This is a genomic window from Mesorhizobium sp. B2-4-12 (genome assembly GCF_006441575.1).
In the GTDB taxonomy this organism is placed as follows: Bacteria; Pseudomonadota; Alphaproteobacteria; order Rhizobiales; family Rhizobiaceae; genus Mesorhizobium.
Genome location: NZ_VFVC01000029.1, coordinates 1 through 23396 on the forward strand (window position 1 = coordinate 1; position 23396 = coordinate 23396).

Consider the following 23396-nt stretch of genomic DNA (forward strand, 5'->3'; position numbering starts at 1 on the left):
TGAATTCGTCCATCATCGCATCGTCGCCGAATTTGTGTTTCATGCCGCTCGCCCGCGTTTGAAAGCGAACATCTTGCGCCGTCCTTCCGGACTGCTCGTTGCGCTGAAACAAACAGGGAGCAGCCTGCTTGGCTGGGAGGAGGCACATGTCGCCTCAGGGGGCCGGCGCTCCGGAAAAACCCGCAGGCCGGCAGATCAGCTGGCTCCTGGCTCAACCGTACAAATCATCGACCGCGTCAGGAACCGCTTCTCCCGCCCGTTCTCAAGCGAGAACATTCCGCCGCGACCGGGTACGACGTCGATGATGAGATCGGTGTGCTTCCATGCCTGATACTGTGAGGCGCTGATATAGACCGGCGTGTCGCCGATTTCGCCCAGCCTGACATCATTGTCGCCGATGATGAAATCGCCGCGCGGATAGCACATCGGCGAAGACCCGTCACAGCAGCCGCCGGACTGGTGAAGCAGCACCGGGCCGTGATCGGCGATGATCTCGGCAAGCAGCGCCTCGGCCTCCGGCGTGGCGGACACTTTGCCCAGCGACATCTTGTCCACGATCTCGTCCCTGATGTTTGGCGAGAGGGCGCGGCAAGCCGCGCCCTCTGTTCAGTGTATCTCGGAGGGTATCAGAAGAAGCCGAGCTTCTTCGGGCTGTAGCTGACCAGCATGTTCTTGGTCTGCTGATAGTGGTCGAGCATCATCTTGTGCGTCTCGCGGCCGATGCCGGACTGCTTGTAGCCACCGAACGCAGCGTGCGCCGGATAGGCGTGGTAGCAATTGGTCCAGACGCGGCCCGCCTGGATCGCCCGGCCGAAGCGGTAGGCCCGGTTGCCGTCGCGCGTCCAGATGCCGGCGCCGAGGCCGTAGAGCGTGTCGTTGGCGATCGACAGCGCGTCATCGTCGTCCTTGAAGGTCGTCACCGAGACCACCGGCCCAAAGATCTCCTCCTGGAAGATGCGCATCTTGTTGTGGCCCTTGAACACGGTGGGCTTGACGTAATAGCCGCCCGCCAGATCGCCAGGCAGGACATTGCGCGCGCCGCCTGCCAGCACCTCGGCGCCTTCCTGGCGGCCGATGTCGATGTAGGACAGGATCTTTTCCAACTGCTCGGACGAGGCCTGCGCCCCTATCATCGTGGCCGGGTCGAGCGGATCGCCCTGCACGATCGCCTCGACGCGCTTGAGAGCACGCTCCATGAACCTGTCATAGATCGATTCATGGATGAGGGCGCGGCTCGGGCAGGTACAGACCTCGCCCTGGTTCAGCGCGAACATGACGAAGCCCTCGATCGCCTTGTCGAAGAAATCGTCGTCCTCGGCGACGACATCCTTGAAGAAGATGTTGGGCGACTTCCCGCCCAGTTCGAGCGTGACGGGAATGAGGTTCTGGCTGGCATACTGCATGATAAGCCTGCCCGTCGTGGTCTCGCCGGTAAACGCGATCTTGGCAATACGCGGCGAGGACGCGAGCGGCTTGCCGGCCTCGAGGCCGAAGCCGTTGACGATGTTGAGCACGCCCGCCGGCAGCAGGTCGCCGACAAGATCGGCCCAGAGCAAGATGGCGGCTGGCGTCTGCTCGGCAGGCTTCAGCACGACGCAATTGCCGGCCGCAAGCGCGGGGGCAAGCTTCCAGCATGCCATCAGCAGCGGAAAGTTCCACGGGATGATCTGACCAACCACGCCGAGCGGCTCATGGAAGTGGTAGGCAACGGTGTCGTCGTCGATCTGGGAAAGGCTGCCTTCCTGGCCGCGCAGGGCGCCGGCGAAATAGCGGAAATGGTCAATGGCAAGCGGCAGGTCGGCCGCGGTGGTTTCGCGGATCGGCTTGCCGTTATCCCAAGTTTCGGCGCACGCCAGCAGATCGAGGTTCTCCTCCATGCGATCGGCGATGCGGTTGAGGATGAGCGACCGCTCGGCCACGCTGGTGCGCGCCCAGGCGTCCTTGGCCGCGTGCGCCGCGTCGAGGGCGGCCTCAATGTCCTGAGCGTCCGAGCGCGCGACTTCGCATAGCAACTGACCATTTACCGGCGAGAAGTTTTCGAAATAGTGGCCGGAGCGCGGCTCTGCCCATTTGCCGCCAATGAAATTTCCATAACGTTTGTCGAAGGGCATCTTGACCGAGCGCGAGAATTCAACCTTGTTCACATCTTCCTCCCAAAGCTGACGCCGCGGGATGCGGCGCGTGGCAGGACATATGCTTGTGTGTGGGCTGATTGTCAGGCCGTTGAAACCTGATCTTTCGTGCGAGTGTCGCAAAACTGAGACAGTTGGGCTGCCAAACCTAGTGGGCGCGCCGCAATTCGAAACGTTTCAACTTGCGATGCAGCGTTGCCCGGCTGATTCCGAGCGCCTCGGCGGCCGCTGAAATATTGCCCGAGGTTCGCGCCAGGGCTCTCTGAAGCGCAGCGCGCTCGGCGCTGCCGAGGCTTCCTTCTACTCCTTCGGCACCGCTCAATACATCGATGGCGGGTAGGCTTCTTGTCAGCGATTCCTGGGAGATGCCCAGCGCGATCCGTGCCGACCGCGTCGCTCCGACCACGAGATCGTCGGAGTCGACCGCGATCAGCCCGCCGAGCCCACTACTCGCTTCCGGAAGGAGAAGCACACGAGCACGCGGGAATGCTTGGCGAAAGTTTTCCGTCTCGATTCTTCGGGCGGCGTCCGCGACGGCGATCGAGATCAGGTTTGTGAATCCCTCGGTGAGATCGGCGCGACAGGACGAAACGTCGAGCGCCGCTGCCAAATTGCCTTCGTGATCGTAGACCGGTGCTGTCGTGCAGCTCAGTAACGTGTTGCGCGCATAGAAATGCTGATCGCGATGGATCGTCAGCGCACGACGCTCTGCTAGGCAGGTTCCGATGCCATTGGTGCCTTCGCTCTCCTCGCTCCAGATCGAACCTGGCCAAAGCCCCCAACTCTTGAAGGTCTCATCGTCGCAATCAGCTCCGCGGCGATCCACCGGCACCCCATCGCGGTCGGCCAGCAGCACGCAGCAGCCAACCCCGCCCACCGCAAGATAGAGCCTGTCGAGGCTGGACTGCGCCGCCATTTGCAGTGGCTCGATCCTCTGCCTAGCTGTTCTAAGCTCGGCATCTGTTAGCCGATTGGGCGACTTCCGTTCGGCTGGATCAAGCCGATGCAGTCTCGACGACCGTTGCCACGAGGCGACCAATGCTGATTTTGCTGCCGCGTCGGAATTGATCGCCGCCCGGACGCGGCCTTCATGATGGCCAGCTGAGTCTCCTTTCATGCTGTCCTCCCGCTTTCGCAACTTTCCCTTTTGCCTGTCTGCTTGGCCTTGCTCGCGGATATGTCCGGGCCACGAGTGTTTCCCAAGTCGGTCACCGACCTGTCAATTCGTCGAAGGAACTAGTTTGTACCCTACGGCAGCTCTGCGAAATTGATCCGGCGCAAATCAATGTTGGCTGCGCGGGGACAAATGCGAAGTTATCGCCGCGATCTCGGCTGGATTTGGCTGTACGATGCCTACGGAACCATGCGGAGTAGTGCGGGAGGAGTTTTGAAAACGGCCCACGAAAAACTCAATTAAATCAAAAGTTTGAACACGTCCTCCGGGCCCACCATTATCGTTATTTATCAATTGCTTACGGGATAGTTCGCCAAAGTCGATTCAAGAAGCCGGTCCGCCACTCGCCGATCGCCTTTATCTTCTAGCGAATGGCGGCTTTGCGCGCCTCATATCGCCCGTTGCGGTAAGCTCTGGTGTTTCCTAAAAAAGACCATTGCTAATTGCTTCGGGGAGGCCAACCCTGGTCGGTTCGCTTCATTAGGCTGCGCGGCTGAAGCGATTGATTCTGAAATCGTCGATCGGTATCTCGCAACGGTCGGTCACGATCAGTTCGGCCATGGCGTCACCAACGCCGGGGCCGAGTTGGAAGCCGTGTCCGCTGAAGCCGAAAGCGTGAAACAACCCTGGCGTCGTCGCCGAGCGTCCCATGACCGGCAGCATGTCTCGCACATAGCCTTCGCATCCGGACCAGGTGCGGATGACTGCAACCCGCGTGATCGCCGGCAGCAGCCGCGCGACAGCACGCAACTGCACCGGAAGTCGCATCGGATCGGCGACCGCATGGCCAGGATCGAGGTCCACAGTCACCCTTTCGGCCGCGCCCCCGAAGACGATGTTGCCTCGCTCGACCTGGCGCAGATAGGCGCCATGGTCCTTGTCGCGCGTCCAGATGCCGACTACCGGCAGGATCCGATGCGGCAGCGGCTCGGTCACGCCCATCTGCGGGCCACGGGCGTCGAGCGGCACCTCTTCATCGAACTGCGCAGCGATGCGCGCGCCCCATGCGCCGGCACTGTTGAGCAGGCACTCGGCGGCGAACGTGCCCTTTCCAGTGGCGACAAGGAAGCCGGAATCCGTATGCTTGATCGTCTGGACTTCAGCTCCCTCGACAATTTCCGCGCCCAGCTTGCGCGCAGCCTCGGCAAAGGCTGGCGCAATCAGCCGCGGGTTGCCGCTGCCGTCGCGGGGCGAGAACGAGGCCGCGATCGCGTCGGGACCGAGTCCGCGAAAACGGGCACGAATTTCGCGCGGACCAAGTTCTTCCAGTTCAAGCCCCCAGGGCCGCGCGGCTTGAGCATAGGCGCGCATGTCGGCGAGACCGCCTTCATCGAAGATCAGCCGGACATGGCCGGTGGCGCGGAATTCCACGTCGCGGCCGAGCATTTTCTCGGCCTCGCCCCACAGACTGAGCGAGCGGTGGGCCAGCGGAAGCTGGGACAGATGGCGCCCGGTGCGCCGGATATTGCCGAAGGAAGCGACGGTTGCCCCCGTGCCGATCCGATTGCGCTCGATCAACGTCACGCGCGCGCCGCGCCTGGCAAGGAAATAGGCCGAAGCCGTCCCCATCAATCCGCCGCCCAGCACGATCACATCCATAGTCGTTTCTCAGAGCATGATTCCGAAAGTGGGAACCGGTTTTCGGAAAAGATCTGCTCCAACGAAGAGCTAAATCAGGATGACGACTTAACCAAACTTCATCCTGATTTAGCCCAGAGCGGATATCCTTGAACATGCCGATCTTGTCCGCCCGGCGGCATTGCGTCAAAGATGGGTTTGGACAAGAGCCATAAGTTTTACCTATGGAGTGGCAATGCGGGCGCGGCAGCTCGAAGTGTTTATCTCAATCATGCGGGCGGGCACTGTGACCGCCGCGGCGCGGATGCTGAACATCTCCCAGCCTGCGCTCAGCCAAATCCTGCTCCACACTGAGGACGAACTCGGCTTCACGCTGTTCGAACGTGTCAAGGGCCGGCTGCGTCCGACGCCGGAGGCGCTCGAGATCTTCGCCGATGCCGAAAGGCTATCGGCGGGGCTGGAGGGTTTGCGCCGCAAGACCACCGACCTGCGTCTCGGCCGGACCGGGTTGGTGAGGGTCGCGGCCTCGCCGCCGCCGGCGATGGCGATATTGCCGCGCGCATTTACCAAATTCCGGGCGCAGCATCCCGATATTCTGCTGCGTTCCCATATGGCGCCAATCGCCGCGATCGTCGACATGCTGCGCGCCGGCGATGCCAGCCTCGGCGTGGCCATGGACGACCGCCTGCCTCCCGACATCGAGGCCGAAGTGATCGGAAGCGTAGGCTTCGCTTGCCTGCTGCCCACTGGACATGCGTTGGCAAGGAAAACCGAGCTGGTTCTCGCTGATCTCGTCGGGGAGGAGTTGATATCCTATCGCGGAAACACCCGTCCCGCTGACGAACTGGCCCACGCCGGCCGCGCGCAGGGCGTCACGCTCTCGCCGTCGCTCGAGATCGACGTCTCCATTTCCGCGGTCGGCTTCGTCCAGGCCGGTCTCGGCATCGCCTTGGTCGACGCGCTGCTGCCATGGCACCAGTTTGCCGGGCTTGCCGTCAGGCCGCTGGTCGAAGGGCCGGAATTTCCGATCGCGTTGCTCACCTCGCGCACACGGGGGCTGTCGCGGGCCGACGAGATGATGCGCGACGAAATCCGTGCTGCCTGTTCGGCCGTCCTCGGCGAACATCGCGCCGAAGCATAAGCAAGGCTTATATCTTTGCTCGTCATCCATCTTGGACCCTGACCGTCCGCTCGTGCCAGTCCTGGTCCGCGGACAGGAAGGGACGCATCATGGACGGTACGATCACGGCGAATGAGGCGCTGAAAGAGGCTGACTGGAAGGTCGGCGTCGATATTGGCGGAACATTCATCGATTTTTGCGCGCTCGAAGTAAACTCCGGACGCGTCGCTTCGCTGAAGGTGCTGACGACGCCGGAGGATCCCGGCGCCGAACTGATGACGGGTCTTGCCCTTCTGGCCGAGCGCGAAGGCTTCGATCCAGTCCGTATGACGCGCTTCGTGCATGGCACGACCGTCGGTATCAACACGATCATCCAGCGCAAGGGCGCGCCGCTCGCGCTCTTCACCAATGCCGGATTCGAGGATGTCATCGAATTGGCGCGGCTTCGCATGCCGGACATGTATTCGCTGTTCTGCTCGCGGCCGGATCCGCTGATCTCGCGTGACATGGTCTTCGGCATTCCAGCTCGCATGCGCGCCGACGGGAGCGAGACCAGAGCGCCGGACATGGCGGCGGTGGAAAGCGCGGTCGCTGCGGCGAAATCGAACGGCGCGCAAGGGATCATCATCTCCTTCCTTCATGCTTGGCGCAATGCTGCGCAGGAAGCTGCCGTCAAGGCGGCGATCACGCGCCTTGCGCCCGACCTGTTCGTCTTCACCTCTGCCGAGGTCTGGCCTGTCATCCGCGAATACGAGCGCAGCTCGACCGCCATTCTCAATGGCTATGTCCATCCGCGCGTCTCGGGCTATCTGACCGCGCTGGAAGAGCGGCTGAAGAGCCGCGGTGTACCGGCGCGCCCGATGCTGACGAAGTCGAACGGCGGGCTGATGAACGCTGCGGAAGGCAAGCGCGCCTGCGTGAACATGCTCTTGTCGGGGACGGCGTCAGGAGTGATCGGCGCCTCGTGGCTGGCGCGCCAGGCTGGCGAGGACAAGGTTCTTACCCTCGACATCGGCGGGACCTCGGCCGACTTCGCGCTCATCATCGGCGGCAAGGCGCAATTCGGCACCGGCGAGCTGATTGGCGAATTCCCGCTCCATATCCCCTCCGTGTCGGTGAGCTCGATCGGCATCGGCGGCGGCTCTATCGCCTGTGTCGACGCCCAGGGTGTGCTGCGCGTCGGGCCGGAATCGGCTGGATCGACACCTGGGCCGGCATGCTATGGCCGGGGCGGCGAGCGGGCGACAGTGACGGACGCCATGGTGGTGTGCGGTTGGCTCGGTCACAGCGAGATGGCCTATGGACAGCTTCGCATCGATACCCGGCTGGCGTATCGCACGGTCGGTGACCTTGCCGCCCGGCTCGGCCGCCCGGTGGAGCAGACGGCCCAGGCGATCCTGGACATCGCGGTGTCGGAAATGTTCGTCGAGGTCGAGAAACTCGCCTCGCGCGCCGGCGTGGACCTGCGCGAATTCACGCTCATGCCGTTCGGCGGCGGCGGCCCGATGCTCGGCGCCTTCCTTGCCCGCGAACTTGGTATGAAACGCGTCATCGCGCCGCGCCGCCCCGGCGTGGTGTCGGCCCTGGGTGGGCTGGTGGCGGATCTGCGCGGAGATTTCATCCGGACCGTCTTCAGCCCGTTATCGGACGCGTCGCTGCCGGCAATTCGCGAGGCCTTCGACGCGCTTGCGGGCGAGGGCCGTCATTGGCTCGCAGCGCAGGGGCATAATGCGGCCGCGGAACTCAATCTCTTCTGTGACATGCGCTATGTCGGGCAGAGCTATGAGATCGAAGTCGTCCTTTCGCCGCAATGGCTGGCGGATGGCGATATGGCCGCCATCGTGCAGGCTTTTCACCTCACCCATCAGCAGCTCTACGATTTTCACGATCCGGACGGCGACATTGAGCTTGTGAACATCCGGCTGTCCGCCATAGGCGCGGGGCCGAAACTTTCCTTTCCGCAAACCGATGCGGTCGACGCCCCGGCCAATCCGGCACGACGGCTCGCGGTCTATACGGGCCTCGGCGTCGAGACCGTCGACCTTCACGACCGGCAGACCCTCGTGCCTGGCAGCACGTTCCATGGGCCTGCCGTGGTCGTTCAGGAAGATACAACGTTTGCAATCCCCGCGGGAGCGCAGGCACGGGTCGACCGCCATCTCAACCTTCTGCTGACCTTCCCGGAGTGACGCCATGTTTGACCGCACAAACCTGCAGGTTCTGGCGAACCATGCCCGCGCGGCGGCCGAAAACATGGCCCACACGCTCCACCGCACCGCGCACTCCGCCTTCGTCAAGGAGACGCAGGACTTCACGGTGATGCTGATGGACACCACGGGCGCGACCTTCGCTGTGCCGATGGAACTCGGTGCCACCTGGTATCCGGGGCTTTCGTACCACCGCGCGATCGCGATGGTCAGCGACTACCGGCCGGGAGATGTTGCCTTCACCAACGATCCCTATTCCGGCCACGTCGCCACGCATGCGCCCGACACGCATCTGTGGAAGCCGGTCTTCGTCGACGGGGAGATCGTCGCCTGGACCGGCGGGCACATCCACAACACCGACATGGGCGGGGCGGTGCCGGCCTCGCTCAGCCGGGCGCTGACCGAAATCCACCAGGAAGGCATCCGCTTTCCGCCCATGAAGCTGGTGAAGGAGGGCGTCTTCGACGAAACCATCCTGCGCATCATGAGCACCAATGTGCGCAAGCCCGACCTCAACATCGGCGACATCAAGGCGCTGGTCGGCGCACTCAACACCGGCGAGCGCAAGATCCAGGCGATGGTGAAGAAGTTCGGCAGGGCCGGCTTCGTCGAAGGCGTCGCCGCGCTTCTCGATCAGGCGGAGGCGCAGGCGCGTGACGTGCTCCGCTCCATGCCCGACGGCACATGGGAGTTCGCCGACTATGCCGACGAGGATTCGGTCGAAGCCAATCCTTGCCGGCTGAAGCTGACGCTGACGATCAGGGGCGACGAGGCGGTGCTCGACTTCACCGGCTCCGATCCGCAGCTCGGCTCCTCGCTCAACGTGCCCTCGGGCGGCGATCCGCGCCACACCATGCTGCTGGTAGGCGTCTACTATGTGCTCTACACGCTGAACCCGAAGATCCTGCTCAACACGGGTCTCACCCGGCCGTTTACTTGCATCACGCCCCTGGGTTCGGTGCTCAATCCGGTCCACCCGGCCGCCGTGGGCATGCGCTCGCTTACCTGCGCCCGGCTACGCTCGGTTATCTTCGGCGCTTTCTCGCAGGCCGTGCCAGAGCGGCTGCCCGCAGCACCGGCCGGCAACAACTGCATCGTCAACGTCATGACCACGGATGAGCGCACCAGCCGGACCGTCATCGCGGCGGTGAACCCCGTGGTGGGTGGCGGCGGGGCGATGCCGCATCGCGATGGGACAAACGGATCGGGCGCGGATGCCGCCTATCTCAAGAACACGCCGATCGAGATCACCGAAACCGAAACCCCGGTCGAATTCGTGAAATACGGGCTCGCCAGGGACAGCGGCGGTGCGGGCCGCTGGCGCGGCGGGCTGGCGACCGAAATGGCCTTCCGCGTCTTCGCCCCCGACTCCAGGATTACAGCACGCAACCGCGACCGCAGCTTCTTCCGTCCCTGGGGCGTGCTGGGCGGCAGGGCAGCCGGCCTGTCGGACATGATCGTCAATCCCGGGACCGAGCACGAGCGGCGGCTGGGCAATATCGACACAGCGGTCCTGCAGCCAGGGGACATGCTCGAGATCCGCTCCGCTGGGGGCGGTGGGCGTGGCGATCCGTATCAGCGCGAGCCGTGGCGGGTGGCGCGGGACGTGCGGCGCGGCTATGTCTCGGCGGCAGCGGCCGAGCGCGATTACGGCGTCGTCCTGCGCGGCGGCGAGGTCGACGAGCAGGCGACGACGCAGCAGCGCGCACGGCACGGGCCCCCTGCCGGCCATTTCCATTTCGGTCCGGAGCGCGACGGCTACGAAGCACAGTGGACGCCGGCCTCCTATGATCGGCTCCACGCCCTGTTGGATGCCTTGCCGATCCATTGGCGGTTCTTCGCCAAGACAGAAATCTTCCGGCGCATGAAGGGACGCGCCGGGCCGGAGGGCGTTCAGGCGGCCTTCGATGCGGTCTGCGAACGCTTCCCCGAACTGCCGCGTCCTTGCCCGGTGCGAGAGGCCGCGGAATGATCACGCCCGGCCGTATCGTCCGGCTGGCGGAGCGCGACCGGGCAGAGGTGCATTTCCTTCTCGCCGGTGAGATGCGCGGCGCGCTCGCGGGCGACACCGTGCTGACCGCCATGCTGGCATCAGGACACGCCTTGCGGAACTCCGAGTTCGGATCGGAGCCGCGCGCCGGTTTCTGCCTGATGGGCGCCTGCCAGGACTGCTGGGTTTGGCAAGAGGAGGGACCGCGTCTGCGCGCGTGCACAACCCTGATTGTCGAGGGCATGCGGCTGCGCACGACACCGCCGGAGAACTGGCCGTGAGCGATCTTGCCTCGCCGCGGATCGTGATCGTGGGTGCAGGCCCCGCCGGTATAAGGGCTGCGGCGACGCTGGTTGATGCTGGCCTTCATCCGATCGTGATCGACGAGGGGCAGCGCGCGGGCGGGCAGATCTATCGTCGCCCGCCTGCCGGGTTTACCCGCCCCTCGCAGCAGCTCTACGGGTCGGAGGCGCAGAAGGCGCACGCGCTACATTCGCTCTTCGACCAGCTGGCCGCAGAGGGGCGGCTCACCCATTACGCGCGCAGCTCGGTCATTGCCGTGCACGAGGGTCGTCTTCATGTTCTGGGGGAGAGCGGCGTCCAGGTGATCTTCTATGACCGCCTGATCCTTGCCACTGGCGCATCCGACCGCGTCGCTCCCGTCCCCGGCTGGCAGAGCGCCGGCGTCTACAGCCTTGGCGCGGCGCAGATCGCGCTGAAGGCACAGGGCGTGGCACTCGGGCAGCGGATCGTCCTGATGGGATCCGGGCCTTTGCTGACCCTGGTTGGCGCCCAACTCGTCAAAGCCGGCGCCCATGTGCCGGCGGTGCTCGACACCTCTCCCTGGCGCCAGCAACTACGAGGGCTGTGGGAGCTTGCCGCTCGGCCAGTCGTCGCGTTGCGCGGCTTGGTTATGCGAGCGCGGCTTGGTGGCCGTTATCATGCGGGCGTGACGCTCGAACGGATCGAGACCGACGGGTCGGGCGTGGCGGCGGTGCGCTGGCGCGACGCTGGCGGAAGGCAGCGCGCAACCTCATGCGACATGGTGGGCATTGGCTGGCATTTGCGGGCCGAGACGCATCTCGCCGACCTGGCAGGATGCGCCTTCACCTATGACGAACAGTGGCGGCAATGGCTGCCAAAGATCGATGGGATGGGTCGGGCCGGCAATGGGGTCTATCTAGCCGGCGATGGGGTCCGTCTCCTCGGGGCGGACGGCGCGGAAATCGCTGGATGCCTTGCCGCGGCCGCCTGCCTTGCCGATCTAGGACGCCCGGCGCCTTCCGCCAGCGCCGACCTGCACAAGCTTGCGCGGCTCGAGCGCTTTGCCTGCGGCCTGGCCTCCGCCTTTCCATGGCCTGCTGCGATGATGCGGGCACTCCCCGACGACGCGATCGTCTGCCGTTGCGAGAACGTGACCGCCGGAGATGTACGCGAAAGTGTGGATTTCGGCGGCGGCGAAGCAAATAGGGTGAAATCGCTGTCGCGCGTCGGCATGGGGCGATGCCAGGGACGCTATTGTCAGTTGGCCGCCGTCGAACTCATCGCGGCGCAGACCGGCTGCACGCCTGGTGCCGTTGGCCGGTTTCGCGGGCAGGCGCCTGTCCGACCAACGCCGGTCGGCGCCTTTCTTCGGGAAAGCTGATGCGATTGCTAAAGCCACGGCGTTGGGGACGGGCATGAATCGCCTATCAGAAGTCGGCGACCTTGCCCCAAGCCGAAGCGTCGAAGCGGCGCGGATCGTAGGGTGTCGCATCGACGGTCGGTTCCGATCCGGCCACCAGATCGGCGACGAGGTGTCCAGCGCCAGGCCCGATGCCGAAGCCGTGCCCCGAAAATCCGGCAGCCAGGAAGAAACCCGGAAGGGTAGGGATCTCGCCGATGGCGGGCACGCCGTCCGGCGTGCTGTCGATGTAGCCGGCCCAGGCCGCGCTGATCGTCGTCTTGCGCAGCGCCGGCAACAACTCAAGCGCACGGGCATGGGTCAGGCGGATGGTCGCCTGGTCCGGGGCCGGATCGAGAATGCGCATGCGCTCCATCGGTGTCGGTTGGTCGAGCCGCCAAAGCTGAAGCGTTTCGTGCCCAGAACGCACACCCTGCAGGCCGCCGGGCGCGAGGCTGCGCCACCGCTTCAGGAACATCGGCACGAACTGCGACGAAAAGCGCAGTTGCTGCGGCGTGACATCCACGCGTCCGCGACCGCTTATGGCGAGCGTAAAGCCGCCGTTGCCGCGACGTGTAACCGAGATCCGTGCCGTGTGCAGCGCATCCGGAAGGCCCTCCGCCCCGGGCGACACGGACAGGATGGAGGAGCGGACCGAGGCCTGCGGGAAGCGGAAGCCGAACTGATGGCAAAAGGACGAGGCCCAGGCGCCGCCAGCCAGGACCGCCACCTTCGTGCGGATCGTCCCTTTTTCGGTGACCACGGCGCTCAGGCGTCCGCCCTCGGTCTCGATGCCGCGTGCGGCGCAATTCTGGTGCACCGTGCCTGCGAGCTTCAGGATGGCACGAGCGACCGCGGGCGCGGCTCGCGACGGATCGGCGGTGCCGTCGGTCGGCGAGAAGACGCCGCCCTTCCACGTCCGGCCCGTGGCGCCGCCCCGCTCGCTGGCCTCGGCGCCGTCGAGCATTTGCGTCGTGACGCCAGCCGTTCTGGCAAAGTCGCGCCAGCGCGCCCACCCGGCCAGTTCCGCCTCGTCATTGCTGAGGTAGAGCAGGCCGCAGCGGCGAAAGCCGGTGTCCTCCCCGGTGTTTGCCGCAAAACGCTCCCACAAATCGAGGCTTCGTGTCGCCATCGGCAGTTCGCGGGCGTCGCGATTCTGCTGGCGGCACCATCCCCAGTTCCGGGAGGACTGCTCGGCGCCGATGCGCCCCTTTTCGATGAGGGCAACCTTCATGCCGCGCCCCGCCAGGTAATAAGCCGCAAAGACGCCAACAATACCGCCGCCGATTACCACCGCGTCCGCGGATTGCGGCAGTTCGCCGGATGTCTCGATTTGCTGCAGCGGCGCGCGCATGATCCTCTCTCATTTGACGTTTCAATCTATCGCGTTGCGCAGGCAGCCGCTGCTGCAGTTGAAGGCGAAGCAGAATTTTATTCCGACGAGCCCGTGGAAATCGGAAGTCCCTGCGTTTCAAAGCAGTGTTCGTTCGGATGGACAGGCATACGGGCTGTGGTAGTGTCGATGGTTGTTGACACGGCAGCATTTTGTGCTGTGGCTTGCGTTGTTCGGAGACGGCCATGAAACTGGATCGGATCGACATCAAGATTCTGCACGAACTGCAGAAGAACGGCCGCGTCACCAATGTAGAGCTGGCCGAGTTGGTGCATCTGTCGCCGAGCCCGTGCCTGATGCGGGTCAAGAAACTTCAGTCGGAAGGCTATATCGAAGGCTATTCCGCGCAGATCAATATCGGCAAACTCGGCCAGATGCTGACCGTGTTCACTGAGGTCACCCTGAGGAACCATCGCCAGGTGGACTTCGCCCGCTTTCTCGCCGTGGTGGAGAAGATCGACCAGGTCATCGAATGCCATCTCGTCTCGGGCGGCTACGACTACCTGATTAAATTCGTGACCGCCGGCATCGGCGAGTACCAGACGATCATGGAGCGGCTGACCGATATGGATATCGGTATCGACAAGTATTTCAGCTTCGTGGTGTTGAAGTCTCCGATCGTCAAGGCGCACATGCCGCTGCCCAGCCTGTTTCCGATGTAGTCAGCGGCTGCCGTGCCGCACTGCATTTGTCGCCTCGCTACAAGATGTCAGTCCGCAAAATCGGGTGCAGTGCTTTTAATTCGGCTTGCATCTCGGCGATCATCCAGGCGCGGATGTCAGAAACGATCGGTCGTACCGGCCGTGAGCGCGGTGCAATCAGCTGATGGATCCGGCCCGTGTTGATCTGCCGGTCCGAAGCTGGGACAAGGGTTCCCTGAAGCAACGCCCTTGAGACGTTGCTGAGCCAGCCGAGCGCCACGCCTTCCCCATTCATCGCGGCCTGAAGCACGACCGCGTAGTCCGAGAATTCGAGCCACTTTGCCCTTCTGGTCTTGCGGTTGGCCACGTTGCCCCAAGCGTCCAGCCACTGCTCCTTGGCGTCCGTGAGATGCAGCAGGACATGGCCCTCCCCAGTCCCGGCATGCATCAACCGACCGTGGGCTGACAAATAGGATGGGCTGCATACCGGAACAATGATTTCCGGCGAGAACGCCCAGCGGTGATAGTGGGTGTCGTCGTCCGACAGGATCCTCGTGGCAAGGTCGACATTCTCGGCGGGACCTCTCAGAACGCCTGCGATCAGTTCGAACCTCAGGTCCACATCAGGAAACCTCGTATTGAAAGCTCCTAACCTGGGAACGAACCAATATGTTGCCAGAGAACTAGAAAGAGAGAGGGTGACCACCGGCTTTGCAGCACCGCTCTGCTTGATTCTCCGGATCACCTCGTCGATGCCGTCAAATCCCTCCCGCACGGCCGAATAGAGCGCACGCCCTTCTGCGGTCGGGGCCAATCCCGCTGGACTGCGCGTGAAAAGCGCGACCCCAAAATCGGCCTCAAGCTGGGCGATGCTGCGGCTGACCGATGGTTGCGTGACATTGAATTCGCGCGCGGCGGCGGTGAAACTGCCGGAGCGGACAGCAGCTTCGAAAACGAGCAATCCGCGCGCGGAAGGGATGAGTTTTGCGAAACCGGCCATACGCCCAGCGTATAGCCACCCTAACAATTTTCAAGCTTTCTCCGGCCTCACAAATGACGGACTATAACCGTCATGAATGGGAGGGGCACGACGTGAACACAGCGGCATCTCCAGCAGCCGGCACATCCGGCGATCCTCTGCTTCAACCGTTTCGGCTCAAGGGTCTGACGCTGCGCAATCGTGTCGTCAGCACCAGTCACGCCTCGATGCTGGACGATGGCGGCCTGCCACTCGAGCGCTATCAGCGCTACCATGAGGAAAAGGCGCGCGGCGGCCTGGCGATGACCATGGCGGGCGGCTCGGCCATGACCTCGCCCGACTCCAGTTGGGGCGGCGGTCAGCTGGACCTTTCGACCGATCGCATCGTCCCTCATCTCCAGTTAATGTCGCAGCGAATCCATCGCCATGGCGCCGCCGTCATGTGCCAGGTCTCACATCTTGGGCGGCGCGCCACCGCCTATGCCGGGAACTGGCTCGCGCCGGTGGCACCGTCACGCATTCGCGAGCCGCGAAACCGCAACTTCCCGAAGGAGATGGACGGCGCCGACATCGACAGGATCATCGAGGATTACGCCAGCGCCGCCAAGCGCTGCCGTGACGGAGGTCTGGACGGCATCGAAACCGTTACCGGCGGCCATCTGATCGGCCAATTCCTGTCGCGCAGAACCAATAAGCGCACGGATGCCTACGGCGGCTCGCTGGAAAACCGGGCCCGCTTCGGCTTGATGGTTCACGAGGCGATCCGCCGCGCAGTCGGCGACGACTTCGCCGTGGGTATCCGCTTCGTAATCGACGAGGCGGCCGAAGACGGACCGGACTTCGAGGAATGCCTTGATTTCGCTCGGCTATTCGAGCGGGAAGGCCACATTGACTTCTTCAACTGCATCTTCGGCCGCATGGACACCGAATTATCTTTGGCCGAGCAGAACATGCCCGGCATGTTTAGCCCGAGCGCCCCGTTTTTGCCTCAGGTCGGCAGGTTCAAGCGGGAAACCAAACTGCCCGTCATCCACGCTGCGGCAATCCGGGATGTAGCCACGGCTCGACATGCCATCCGCGAAAACCTTGTCGACCTGGTTGGCATGACCCGGGCGCATATTGCCGACCCCCATATCGTCAACAAGGTGATGCGCGGAGAAGAAGAACGCATCCGCCCGTGTGTCGGCGCATCCTATTGCCTGTACAAGAAGGTGCAGTGCATCCACAACCCGGCCAGCGGCCATGAGACGATCATCAACCACATCATCGACCGTGCAGAAACGCCGAAACGGGTGGTCGTGGTCGGCGGTGGCCCGGGTGGGATGGAAGCGGCACGGGTCGCCGCCGAGCGCGGACACAAAGTGACCCTGCTTGAAGCCGGAGCACGGCTTGGCGGACAGGTGCTCGTCGCGGCCTCCGCGTCCGACCGCAAGGATCTCATCGGCATAGTCGACTGGCGTACCGGCGAACTCGCTCGCCTTGGTGTGCAAGTTCGTCTCAACATCTATGCGGACGCAGAAGTGGTCCTCGCCGATAAACCGGATGCGGTCATCATCGCCACCGGCGGCGTTCCCGACATGGAGTGGCTGGAGGGCGCTGAACATTGCCACAGCGTCTGGGACGTTTTGACCGGGGTGGTGCCGGCGAAGGACGATGTGCTCATCTACGATGAGACCGGACGCCAGGCCGCAATTTCCTGTGCTCTGCATCTTGCCCGTCTGGGACGCTTGGTCAGCCTGGCCATAGCGGACGACACCCTGGCGATCGAGACGCCTTATCCGGACAGGGTGAGTTTTCGCAAACGTGCCGCGGAACGCGGCATCCGCGTCATCAGCGACGTGCGCCTGGTCAAGGCAGCACGCCAAGGCAACGGAATCGCCGCCACGTTCCGGCACGAACTCACCGGTGCGGAAACGGAAGTGCCCGCAGCCCAACTCATTGTCGAGCGCGGCACCGCGCCCATGGAGGATACCTACCAGGAGTTGCGTGCGCGCTCAGCCAACGACGGCGTCACCGACATAGCACTCATGACCGGAGCGGGGACAAAGGAAGCTGATAATGCCCAAGCCGCTGGATCGTTTGTCTTGCACCGCATTGGAGACGCGGTTGCCAGCCGGGACATCTACTCGTCGATCTACGAGGCCTACCGGCTCTGCTCGCAATTGTAGCGTCGGGAGAGTTCCGCGTCACGGATGACGGCGGAGCCTGACGGCGGCTCCCAACACCTCTATTCCTGGGCAGTTCATGGAACTCGATCGAATTGACATCGAGCTTCATGAGCGGCTCACCACATGGATATCGGCATTGACAGGTGTTTCAGCTTCCCGGTGCTGAGGTCTCCCACCGTCACGGCGCATATGCCGCTGCCCCGCCTCTTTCCCTTTTAGTCAGCGATGGCCGTACTGGCTGACCAGCTCGGGGTCTCGGACGAGGCCATCGAGCCATGTCGGATCGAGCTTCGGCACTGAGGAGAACAGAAGCTTCGAATAGGGGTGGGTGGGCGCCTTCAATTTGTCGGGCGTAATCTGCTCCACCCGCTCGCCATTGTACATGACCATGATCTCGTCGCAGATCGCTTCGACGACCGAGAGGTCGTGGCTGATGAAAATGTAGGAAAGCCCCAACTCGCGCTGCAGGTCCTTGAGCAGTTCGATCACGGCGGCCGCCACTACCGTGTCGAGCGCCGAGGTGATTTCGTCGCAGATGATGAGCTTGGGCCCGGCCGCCAGGGCGCGCGCGAAGTTCACCCGCTGCTTCTGGCCGCCCGAGAGCTCCGACGGGCGACGGTAGCGCAACGCCCGCGGCAGGCGGACCATGTCAAGCAGTTCGTCGACGCGCTTCGAGCGCGCCTGCCGGTCGAGCCGGTGATAGAAGGCCAGCGGACGGGAGATGATGTCTTCGATCGGCTTGGCTGGATTGAGCGCGGTGTCGGCATACTGGAACACGATCTGCATCTCGCGCAGCTGGTCCTGGCTGCGTTTGCCTGCGGCACGCTGCAGTTGCTTGCCGTCGAAGATGATGTCGCCGGCCGCGGCCGGATGAATGCCGGCGATGACGCGCGCGAGCGTCGATTTTCCACAGCCGGATTCGCCGATGACGCCGAGGTTGCGCCCTTTCTTGACGACGAGGCTGACGGAATCGACGGCCCGGATAAGTGGCAGTCCGTCATCTCGCAGCGCGCCATAGCCGGCCGTCACATTGTCGATGCGCAGCAACGGCTTCGCGCCGGCATCTGCGTCCGCATGCGCTTGCCGCGGCTTCGGTTCGAAGGCAGCAAGCAGTTCGCGCGTGTAGGCGTGCTGGGCAGCCGAAAGAATCTGAACCGTGCTGCCGGTCTCCTGCACTTCGCCGCCCTTCAGCACGACGATGTGGTCGGCGATCTGGGCGACGACGGCGAGATCGTGGGAAACATAGACTCCAGCTATCCCACCCGCCCGCATGACCGACTTGAATGCCTTCAGCACGTCGATCTGCGTCGTCACGTCGAGTGCCGTCGTCGGCTCGTCGAAGATAACCAGCTTGGGATCGCCGATAAGGGCCATGGCCGCCGACAGCCGCTGCAATTGCCCACCTGAAACCTGGTGCGGATAACGGGCGCCGATCCCTTCCGGATCCGGCAGCGACAAGGCCCTGAACAGCTCGACAGCCCGCTTTCGCGCCTTCTGGGGGGGCATCAGCCTGTGGATGCGCGTAACCTCGATCACCTGCTCCATGATGGTCGACGAGGGATTAAACGAGGCTGCGGCACTTTGCGGAACATAGGCAATGTCGGTGCCTCGCAACCTGGCGCGCTGCTTTTCGGAAAGTGCGGCCATGTTCTTGCCGTTCACATTGATCTCGCCACCGGTGATCCGGCAGCCCGGTCGCGCGTGCCCCATGAGCGAGAGCGCCACCGTTGTCTTGCCGGAGCCGCTCTCGCCGATCAGGGCGACGATCTCGCCGTCGGCGATATCGAGACTGACGCCCTTGATGATTTCGACGACACGTCCGGCGTCGGTCGTCGCCTCGATCCTCAGGTTCCGGACCTCGACGAGATTGGTCATGCGTTCCTGTCCCTGATCTTCTGCGGCAGGTTGTCGATCAGCAGGTTGACGCTGATGGTGAGGCTGGCGATCGCCAGCGAAGGCACGATGACTGCCGGCGCCGCGAAGGGCAGGCCGCCGATGTTCTCGCGCACCAGCGCGCCCCAGTCGGCGAGCGGCGGCTGCAAGCCGAGCCCCAGGAACGAGAGGCCGGAGAGCAGGAGCACGATGAAGACGAAGCGCAGGCCGAAGTCGGCGAGCACCGGGCGGATGATATTGGGCAGGATCTCCGACCCGATGAGATAGACGATGCTCTCGCCACGGACGCGAGCGACGGTCATGAAATCCATGGTGTTGATGTTGACGGCGAGCGCCCGCGCGAAGCGGTAGGCGCCTGGTATATAGATGACGGCCAGCGTCAGGATCAGCGCCGGGATCGACGAGCCGACCGCGGCGACGACCACAAGGCCGAACAGTTTGCTGGGAATGGAATTCAAGGCGTCGAGGAAGCGGCTGAGGCAGGTGTCGAGCCAGCCGCCGGTGACGGCCGCGATCATCCCCAGCACGACGCCCGAGAAGCAGGCGATGGCGACGGCGGCGAGCGATATGCCGACGGTGTAGCGCGCACCCATGAGCACCCGCGAGAGCATGTCGCGCCCCAGATAGTCCGAGCCGAGCCATAACCCCTGACGCATCGGGCCGAAATAATCGTCGTCGACGATGTCTCCAATCGAATGAGGAATGATGTAGGGCGCGAGGATCGCGACGAGCGTCCAAGCCAGGATGACCAAAGCGGCCACGATGCCCACGAGACTGTAGCTGTGGCCCAGGAAGGACCGACGGGAGGTTGTGGCGCGCGCAACCGTCATCTGAGCCTCGGGTTGGACATGATGGCGACGACATCGGCGGCGGTGATGAGCAAGAGATAGCCGAGGCAGAAGATCATCGCGCAGCTCTGGATCAGCGGCAGGTCTCGGGTGGCGACGGCATCGACCATCAGCTTGGCGATGCCGGGATAGTTGAAGATCGTCTCGACGATGATGACGCCGCCGACCAGATAGGACAGCGAGAGCGCGACCGCGTTGACGATCGGCCCGAGCGCGTTGGGAAGTGCGTGCTTGAGCACCATGCGGCCGCGTGAGGCGCCTTTGAGAAGCGCCATCTCGACATAAGGCGCGGAGAGCGTTTCGAGTACCGCCGCGCGGGTCATGCGGATCATCTGGGCGGAGATGACGAAGGTCAGCGTGATCACGGGCATTGCATAGATGCGCACGAGGTCGGTCAGAGTATGCGCCTCATTGACCGAGGACAGCGCCGGCAGCCATTTAAGATAAACGGCGAAGAGCAGGACGGCGAGGGTCGCGACCATGAATTCCGGCACGGAGATGACGCCGATCGAAACGACGGTGACGGTGCGATCATAGAGGGAGCCGCGCAGCATGGCGGCGGTGATACCCAACGTCAGCGCCAGGGGCACCGAGAGCAGGGTGGTGATGCCGGCAAGCTCCATGGTGTTGACGAAGCGACCGCCGATCAGCGCCGCGACCGGCATCTGGTTGGCATAGGAGGTGCCGAGGTCGCCGTGGAGCAGGCCGAGAAGCCAGCGCAGGAAGCGAAGGATCGCCGGATCGTTGAGATGCATGGCCTCGCGCAGGCCGGCGACGGCTTCGGGAGTCGCCGCCTGGCCAAGCAGGATCGACGCGGTGTCGCCAGGCAGCATGCTGGTGGCGAAGAACACGGCGAACAGCACGATCAGAAGCGTGACGGCCGCGATCCCCAGCCGCTTCAGCACGAGGTTGAGAACCCCAGACGTCATGGAAGCGCTCCCTGCGGTTGTTCGGCCAAGCAATCTTGCGCAATGAAATGCCGGGGGCTGGCTGACTGGCCCCCGGCTGGCTTCCCTCAGGCTTCGAGCCAGAGATATTCCGCCATTGCGTAGCCCATCATGCCACCGAGCGGGTTCGCCTCCAAACCCTTCACCTTGCTGGAGAGGGCATCCACATTGGAAATGTAGGCCGGGATGATGGTGCCGGCTTCCTCGGAGACCATAGCCTGCATCTGGCCATAGATCTCCTTGCGCTTGGCCTGGTCGAGCAGGCCGCGCGCCTCGATGAGCATCTTGTCGAACTTCTCGGACTTGTACTGGCTTTCGTTCCACGGCGCGTTGGATGCGTAGAGGAGCGAGAACAGGATGTCCGGCGTCGGGCGCGGATTGATGTTGCCGAAATGGATTGGCGCCTTGAGCCAGTAATTGTCCCAGTAGCCGTCGGCCGGGACGCGCTGGACGTCGAGCTTCATACCGATATCCGCGCCGGCGGCCTGGATGATCACAGCCATGTCGATCGACGAGGTGGCGGCGTCGGAAGCGACCACCGGGATGGACTGGCCGAGCAGGCCTGCCTTCTGGAAGTGGAACTTCGCCTTGTCCGGGTCGAAAGCCTTCGGCTTGACGTCGGCGTTGTGGAAGACATTGGCCGGCGAGACGGGCTGGTCGTTGCCGATTTCACCGAGGCCACGCAACGCCGATTTGACGATCTGCTCGCGGTTGACGAGATATTTCATGCCGGCCACGAAGTCGGCCTTGCTGCCGGGGTCCATATCGAGCCGAATGTTGAGATCCGTGTAGTTGCCCGAGGTCGTCTTCGACACTTCGAAGCCCTGCTGGCCGCTGATGAGCTTCATCGCGCGCGGATTGATCGAGGCGGCGAAGCTGATGTCGCCGGACAAGAGCGCGTTGACGCGGGCGCTGTCGTCACTGATGGCGATGAATTCGAACGAATCCAGGTAGGGCTTGCCCGATTTCCAGTAGTTCTTGTTCTTGGTGACCACCGAACGCACGCCAGGCTCGAACGTTTGCAGCACGAACGCGCCGGTGCCATTGCCCTTGGAGAAGTCCGTGGTGCCGTCCGCGACGATCATGAAATGGTGCAGCGCCAGGATGGTCGGCAGGTCGGCATTCGGGTCGGCGAGCGTGATTTCCACGGTCGACTTGTCGACCGCCTTGAAGCCGGTCATCTGCGCCGCGATCTTGGCGACCTTGGAACCGACCGACTTGTCGAGATGGCGCTTCAGCGAGAAGACGACGTCGTCGGCGGTGAGGTCCTTGCCGTCGTGGAAGGTGACGCCCTTGCGCAGCTTCACGGTCCAGGTCTTGGCGTCCTTGCTGTCGAAGCTTTCGGCCAGCTCCATCTGCGTGACGCCATCCTTGTCGAGGAAAGTCAGTCGGTTGTAAAGCGAGCAGCAGCGGACATAGTCGGTGGAGAGCGACGCCTTTGCCGGATCGAGCGTATCGGCGGTCGAGGACGACCAGCCGGCGGCTTTGAAATTTCCGCCGGAGACCGGCGTGGCGGCTACAGCCTGGGTGGCGCGGCCGAGCACCAGGCTGCCCGCGGCAACCGCGGCGCCACCAGCCAACAGCATCTTGAGAAGTTCGCGGCGGCTTGCACCCCGCCGAATGGCATTTTCGACCATGGCATCGTCTGCGCTGGTCCAGTTCGTGATCTTGTCGGTCATGTTCATTCCCCTTTCTGTTTGTTTGGTCAGGATGCTCGTCTTGCTGCGGCTTTCCGAGCTTTGGCTCAGGTTCGTTCCTTCAGGCTTTCCCGAACGGCCGCTGCAAGGGAGGCCATCGAGGTGAAGTGGTGGTCTGGTACGGTGAAGCGCTCGGGCTCGATCGTGCCGCCATAGCCCTTCTGGGCGTGCCGGCGCTCGATCCAGCAATTGGTCATGCCGAGCGCCCGGGAGATGCCGATGTCGTGATACTGGCTTTGCGCCACATGCAGGATGTCGTCCCTGCTGTCGCCGCGAGAGGCCACGAAATCGAAGACCTTCTGGAAGAAAGCAGGGTCGGGTTTTTCCGTGCCGGTATCGTCGGCCGTGAAGGTGGCGAAGAAGGGTGATCCGAGCTGCTTCTCGAAATGATCGAGCGCCCAGCGCCGGGCATTGGTCATGGCAATCAGCTTGTGTGACTTCGCAAGCTCGGCCAATGCCGCCGCGCTGTCGGGGAAACCTCGCCAGGCACTGGCGGAGTCCCGCAGCCGGACGCCATATTTCTCCTCGGCCGGCAGGCCGAGCTGTGGCGCGATAACCATGTAGACACGCACGAGATCGTCGGGAAACAGGCCCGCATCGGGCATGTAGCGAGCCTGCCGGTACAGAGCCAGCGCGGCTTCGCCATCGATGGCAACGCCGGCCTCGGCGGCAATCCCGGCCATGCAGGTCGTAATGCCGCCTTCGAAGTCGATCAGCGTGCCGACAACGTCGAAGGTCATATATTTGAATTCGCTGAAGCCCCTGGCCAAGACTGGCTCTCCTCTGCGCGCGGCCGAATTAATCGTGCTGAACAGAACAAAATTCCGTGCTGTCCGGGGCGTCGGCCTTTTCAAAGGCCCGGAAATTCGGGTCTTCTGGCCTTGTCTTAAGAGCAGTCTGGCACTTCCCCCGCGCTGGATTCGCCGAAAAGGCGTAAGGGGGCGGCACAAAATTGCGAAATCATCT

Annotated in this window: 18 protein-coding genes and 1 pseudogene; 8 read left to right on the top strand and 11 right to left on the bottom strand. The window is 63.5% G+C overall.

The window, feature by feature from the left end; translation table 11 throughout:
• Positions 1 to 195: 195 nt before the first annotated feature.
• The 4 genes from FJ934_RS17620 to FJ934_RS17635 all read right to left on the bottom strand — a co-directional run bounded on the left by FJ934_RS17620 (position 196) and on the right by FJ934_RS17635 (position 4905).
• On the bottom strand, positions 196 to 546 hold the full coding sequence (locus FJ934_RS17620) for a DUF779 domain-containing protein (RefSeq protein WP_140610914.1): 351 nt from the start codon (positions 544 to 546) through the stop codon (positions 196 to 198).
• An 80-nt stretch (positions 547 to 626) separates the two neighbouring features.
• Positions 627 to 2144: an aldehyde dehydrogenase gene (gene adh, locus FJ934_RS17625; RefSeq protein WP_140610859.1), complete on the bottom strand. Its 1518-nt coding sequence runs from the start codon at positions 2142 to 2144 to the stop codon at positions 627 to 629.
• Positions 2145 to 2280: 136 nt separating this feature from the next.
• Complete coding sequence (locus FJ934_RS17630; RefSeq protein ID WP_140610860.1) at positions 2281 to 3249, bottom strand: helix-turn-helix domain-containing protein; 969 nt, start codon at positions 3247 to 3249, stop codon at positions 2281 to 2283.
• A 537-nt stretch (positions 3250 to 3786) separates the two neighbouring features.
• Positions 3787 to 4905 carry an FAD-binding oxidoreductase gene (locus tag FJ934_RS17635; protein WP_140610861.1) on the bottom strand — a complete coding sequence of 373 codons (1119 nt, stop codon included), beginning with the start codon at positions 4903 to 4905 and terminating at the stop codon, positions 3787 to 3789.
• A 214-nt stretch (positions 4906 to 5119) separates the two neighbouring features.
• Between FJ934_RS17635 and FJ934_RS17640 the strand changes: the two genes are divergently transcribed.
• The 5 genes from FJ934_RS17640 (at position 5120) to FJ934_RS17660 (ending at position 11846) form a co-directional block, all read left to right on the top strand.
• Positions 5120 to 6025, top strand: a complete 906-nt coding sequence (locus FJ934_RS17640; protein ID WP_140610862.1) for a LysR family transcriptional regulator — start codon at positions 5120 to 5122, stop codon at positions 6023 to 6025.
• An 89-nt stretch (positions 6026 to 6114) separates the two neighbouring features.
• Positions 6115 to 8193, top strand: a complete 2079-nt coding sequence (locus FJ934_RS17645; protein WP_140610863.1) for a hydantoinase/oxoprolinase family protein — start codon at positions 6115 to 6117, stop codon at positions 8191 to 8193.
• Positions 8194 to 8197: 4 nt separating this feature from the next.
• Positions 8198 to 10183 (top strand): hydantoinase B/oxoprolinase family protein, encoded by a 1986-nt coding sequence (locus tag FJ934_RS17650; RefSeq protein WP_140610864.1) that lies wholly within the window; start codon positions 8198 to 8200, stop codon positions 10181 to 10183.
• Positions 10180 to 10482 (top strand): (2Fe-2S)-binding protein, encoded by a 303-nt coding sequence (locus FJ934_RS17655; protein WP_140610865.1) that lies wholly within the window; start codon positions 10180 to 10182, stop codon positions 10480 to 10482. Before FJ934_RS17650 ends, FJ934_RS17655 begins: the two co-directional genes overlap by 4 nt.
• On the top strand, positions 10479 to 11846 hold the full coding sequence (locus FJ934_RS17660) for an FAD/NAD(P)-binding oxidoreductase (protein WP_140610866.1): 1368 nt from the start codon (positions 10479 to 10481) through the stop codon (positions 11844 to 11846). Before FJ934_RS17655 ends, FJ934_RS17660 begins: the two co-directional genes overlap by 4 nt.
• 46 nt (positions 11847 to 11892) lie before the next feature.
• On the opposite strand, the gene FJ934_RS17665 is transcribed toward FJ934_RS17660, so the two are convergent.
• Positions 11893 to 13218 (bottom strand): FAD-binding oxidoreductase, encoded by a 1326-nt coding sequence (locus FJ934_RS17665; protein WP_140610867.1) that lies wholly within the window; start codon positions 13216 to 13218, stop codon positions 11893 to 11895.
• A 224-nt stretch (positions 13219 to 13442) separates the two neighbouring features.
• On the opposite strand from FJ934_RS17665, the gene FJ934_RS17670 reads away from it, so the two are divergent.
• The gene (locus FJ934_RS17670) at positions 13443 to 13919 is read left to right on the top strand and encodes an Lrp/AsnC family transcriptional regulator (RefSeq protein ID WP_140610868.1); all 477 of its coding nucleotides are present in this window, start codon (positions 13443 to 13445) and stop codon (positions 13917 to 13919) included.
• A 37-nt stretch (positions 13920 to 13956) separates the two neighbouring features.
• Here FJ934_RS17670 and FJ934_RS17675 read toward each other — a convergent pair whose 3' ends face one another.
• The gene (locus FJ934_RS17675) at positions 13957 to 14898 is read right to left on the bottom strand and encodes a LysR substrate-binding domain-containing protein (protein WP_140610869.1); all 942 of its coding nucleotides are present in this window, start codon (positions 14896 to 14898) and stop codon (positions 13957 to 13959) included.
• A 53-nt stretch (positions 14899 to 14951) separates the two neighbouring features.
• Between FJ934_RS17675 and FJ934_RS17680 the strand changes: the two genes are divergently transcribed.
• Positions 14952 to 17045, top strand: coding sequence for an NADH:flavin oxidoreductase (locus FJ934_RS17680; RefSeq protein WP_140610870.1), 2094 nt, complete (start codon positions 14952 to 14954; stop codon positions 17043 to 17045).
• A gap of 123 nt (positions 17046 to 17168) precedes the next feature.
• Positions 17169 to 17264 (top strand): annotated as a pseudogene (locus FJ934_RS28440) (Lrp/AsnC family transcriptional regulator); the annotation flags it as partial.
• On the opposite strand, the gene FJ934_RS17690 reads toward FJ934_RS28440, so the two are convergent.
• The 5 genes from FJ934_RS17690 to FJ934_RS17710 form a co-directional block, all read right to left on the bottom strand.
• Positions 17265 to 18920 (bottom strand): ABC transporter ATP-binding protein, encoded by a 1656-nt coding sequence (locus FJ934_RS17690; protein ID WP_140610871.1) that lies wholly within the window; start codon positions 18918 to 18920, stop codon positions 17265 to 17267.
• Positions 18917 to 19768, bottom strand: a complete 852-nt coding sequence (locus FJ934_RS17695) for an ABC transporter permease (RefSeq protein ID WP_140610872.1) — start codon at positions 19766 to 19768, stop codon at positions 18917 to 18919. The genes FJ934_RS17690 and FJ934_RS17695 overlap by 4 nt, the downstream gene beginning before the upstream one ends.
• A complete protein-coding gene (locus FJ934_RS17700) occupies positions 19765 to 20715 on the bottom strand; it encodes an ABC transporter permease (RefSeq protein WP_140610873.1) in 951 nt (316 codons plus the stop codon). The genes FJ934_RS17695 and FJ934_RS17700 overlap by 4 nt, the downstream gene beginning before the upstream one ends.
• Positions 20716 to 20801: 86 nt before the next feature.
• Positions 20802 to 22412, bottom strand: a complete 1611-nt coding sequence (locus tag FJ934_RS17705; protein WP_140610874.1) for an ABC transporter substrate-binding protein — start codon at positions 22410 to 22412, stop codon at positions 20802 to 20804.
• Between the two features lie 65 nt (positions 22413 to 22477).
• Positions 22478 to 23200, bottom strand: a complete 723-nt coding sequence (locus tag FJ934_RS17710) for an HAD-IA family hydrolase (RefSeq protein ID WP_140610875.1) — start codon at positions 23198 to 23200, stop codon at positions 22478 to 22480.
• Positions 23201 to 23396 lie beyond the last annotated feature (196 nt).

Bases quoted from the DNA above. Each gene is read 5' to 3' on its own strand.
- FJ934_RS17645 (WP_140610863.1), top strand. From the start codon at position 6,115: ATGGACGGTACGATCACGGCGAATGAGGCGCTGAAAGAGGCTGACTGG.
- FJ934_RS17635 (WP_140610861.1), bottom strand. From the start codon at position 4,905: ATGGATGTGATCGTGCTGGGCGGCGGATTGATGGGGACGGCTTCGGCC.
- FJ934_RS17695 (WP_140610872.1), bottom strand. From the start codon at position 19,768: ATGACGGTTGCGCGCGCCACAACCTCCCGTCGGTCCTTCCTGGGCCAC.
- FJ934_RS17665 (WP_140610867.1), bottom strand. From the start codon at position 13,218: ATGCGCGCGCCGCTGCAGCAAATCGAGACATCCGGCGAACTGCCGCAA.
- FJ934_RS17670 (WP_140610868.1), top strand. From the start codon at position 13,443: ATGAAACTGGATCGGATCGACATCAAGATTCTGCACGAACTGCAGAAG.
- FJ934_RS17690 (WP_140610871.1), bottom strand. From the start codon at position 18,920: ATGACCAATCTCGTCGAGGTCCGGAACCTGAGGATCGAGGCGACGACC.
- FJ934_RS17680 (WP_140610870.1), top strand. From the start codon at position 14,952: ATGACGGACTATAACCGTCATGAATGGGAGGGGCACGACGTGAACACA.
- FJ934_RS17640 (WP_140610862.1), top strand. From the start codon at position 5,120: ATGCGGGCGCGGCAGCTCGAAGTGTTTATCTCAATCATGCGGGCGGGC.
- FJ934_RS17650 (WP_140610864.1), top strand. From the start codon at position 8,198: ATGTTTGACCGCACAAACCTGCAGGTTCTGGCGAACCATGCCCGCGCG.
- FJ934_RS17675 (WP_140610869.1), bottom strand. From the start codon at position 14,898: ATGGCCGGTTTCGCAAAACTCATCCCTTCCGCGCGCGGATTGCTCGTT.
- FJ934_RS17655 (WP_140610865.1), top strand. From the start codon at position 10,180: ATGATCACGCCCGGCCGTATCGTCCGGCTGGCGGAGCGCGACCGGGCA.
- FJ934_RS17705 (WP_140610874.1), bottom strand. From the start codon at position 22,412: ATGACCGACAAGATCACGAACTGGACCAGCGCAGACGATGCCATGGTC.
- FJ934_RS17630 (WP_140610860.1), bottom strand. From the start codon at position 3,249: ATGAAAGGAGACTCAGCTGGCCATCATGAAGGCCGCGTCCGGGCGGCG.
- FJ934_RS17700 (WP_140610873.1), bottom strand. From the start codon at position 20,715: ATGACGTCTGGGGTTCTCAACCTCGTGCTGAAGCGGCTGGGGATCGCG.
- FJ934_RS17620 (WP_140610914.1), bottom strand. From the start codon at position 546: ATGTCGCTGGGCAAAGTGTCCGCCACGCCGGAGGCCGAGGCGCTGCTT.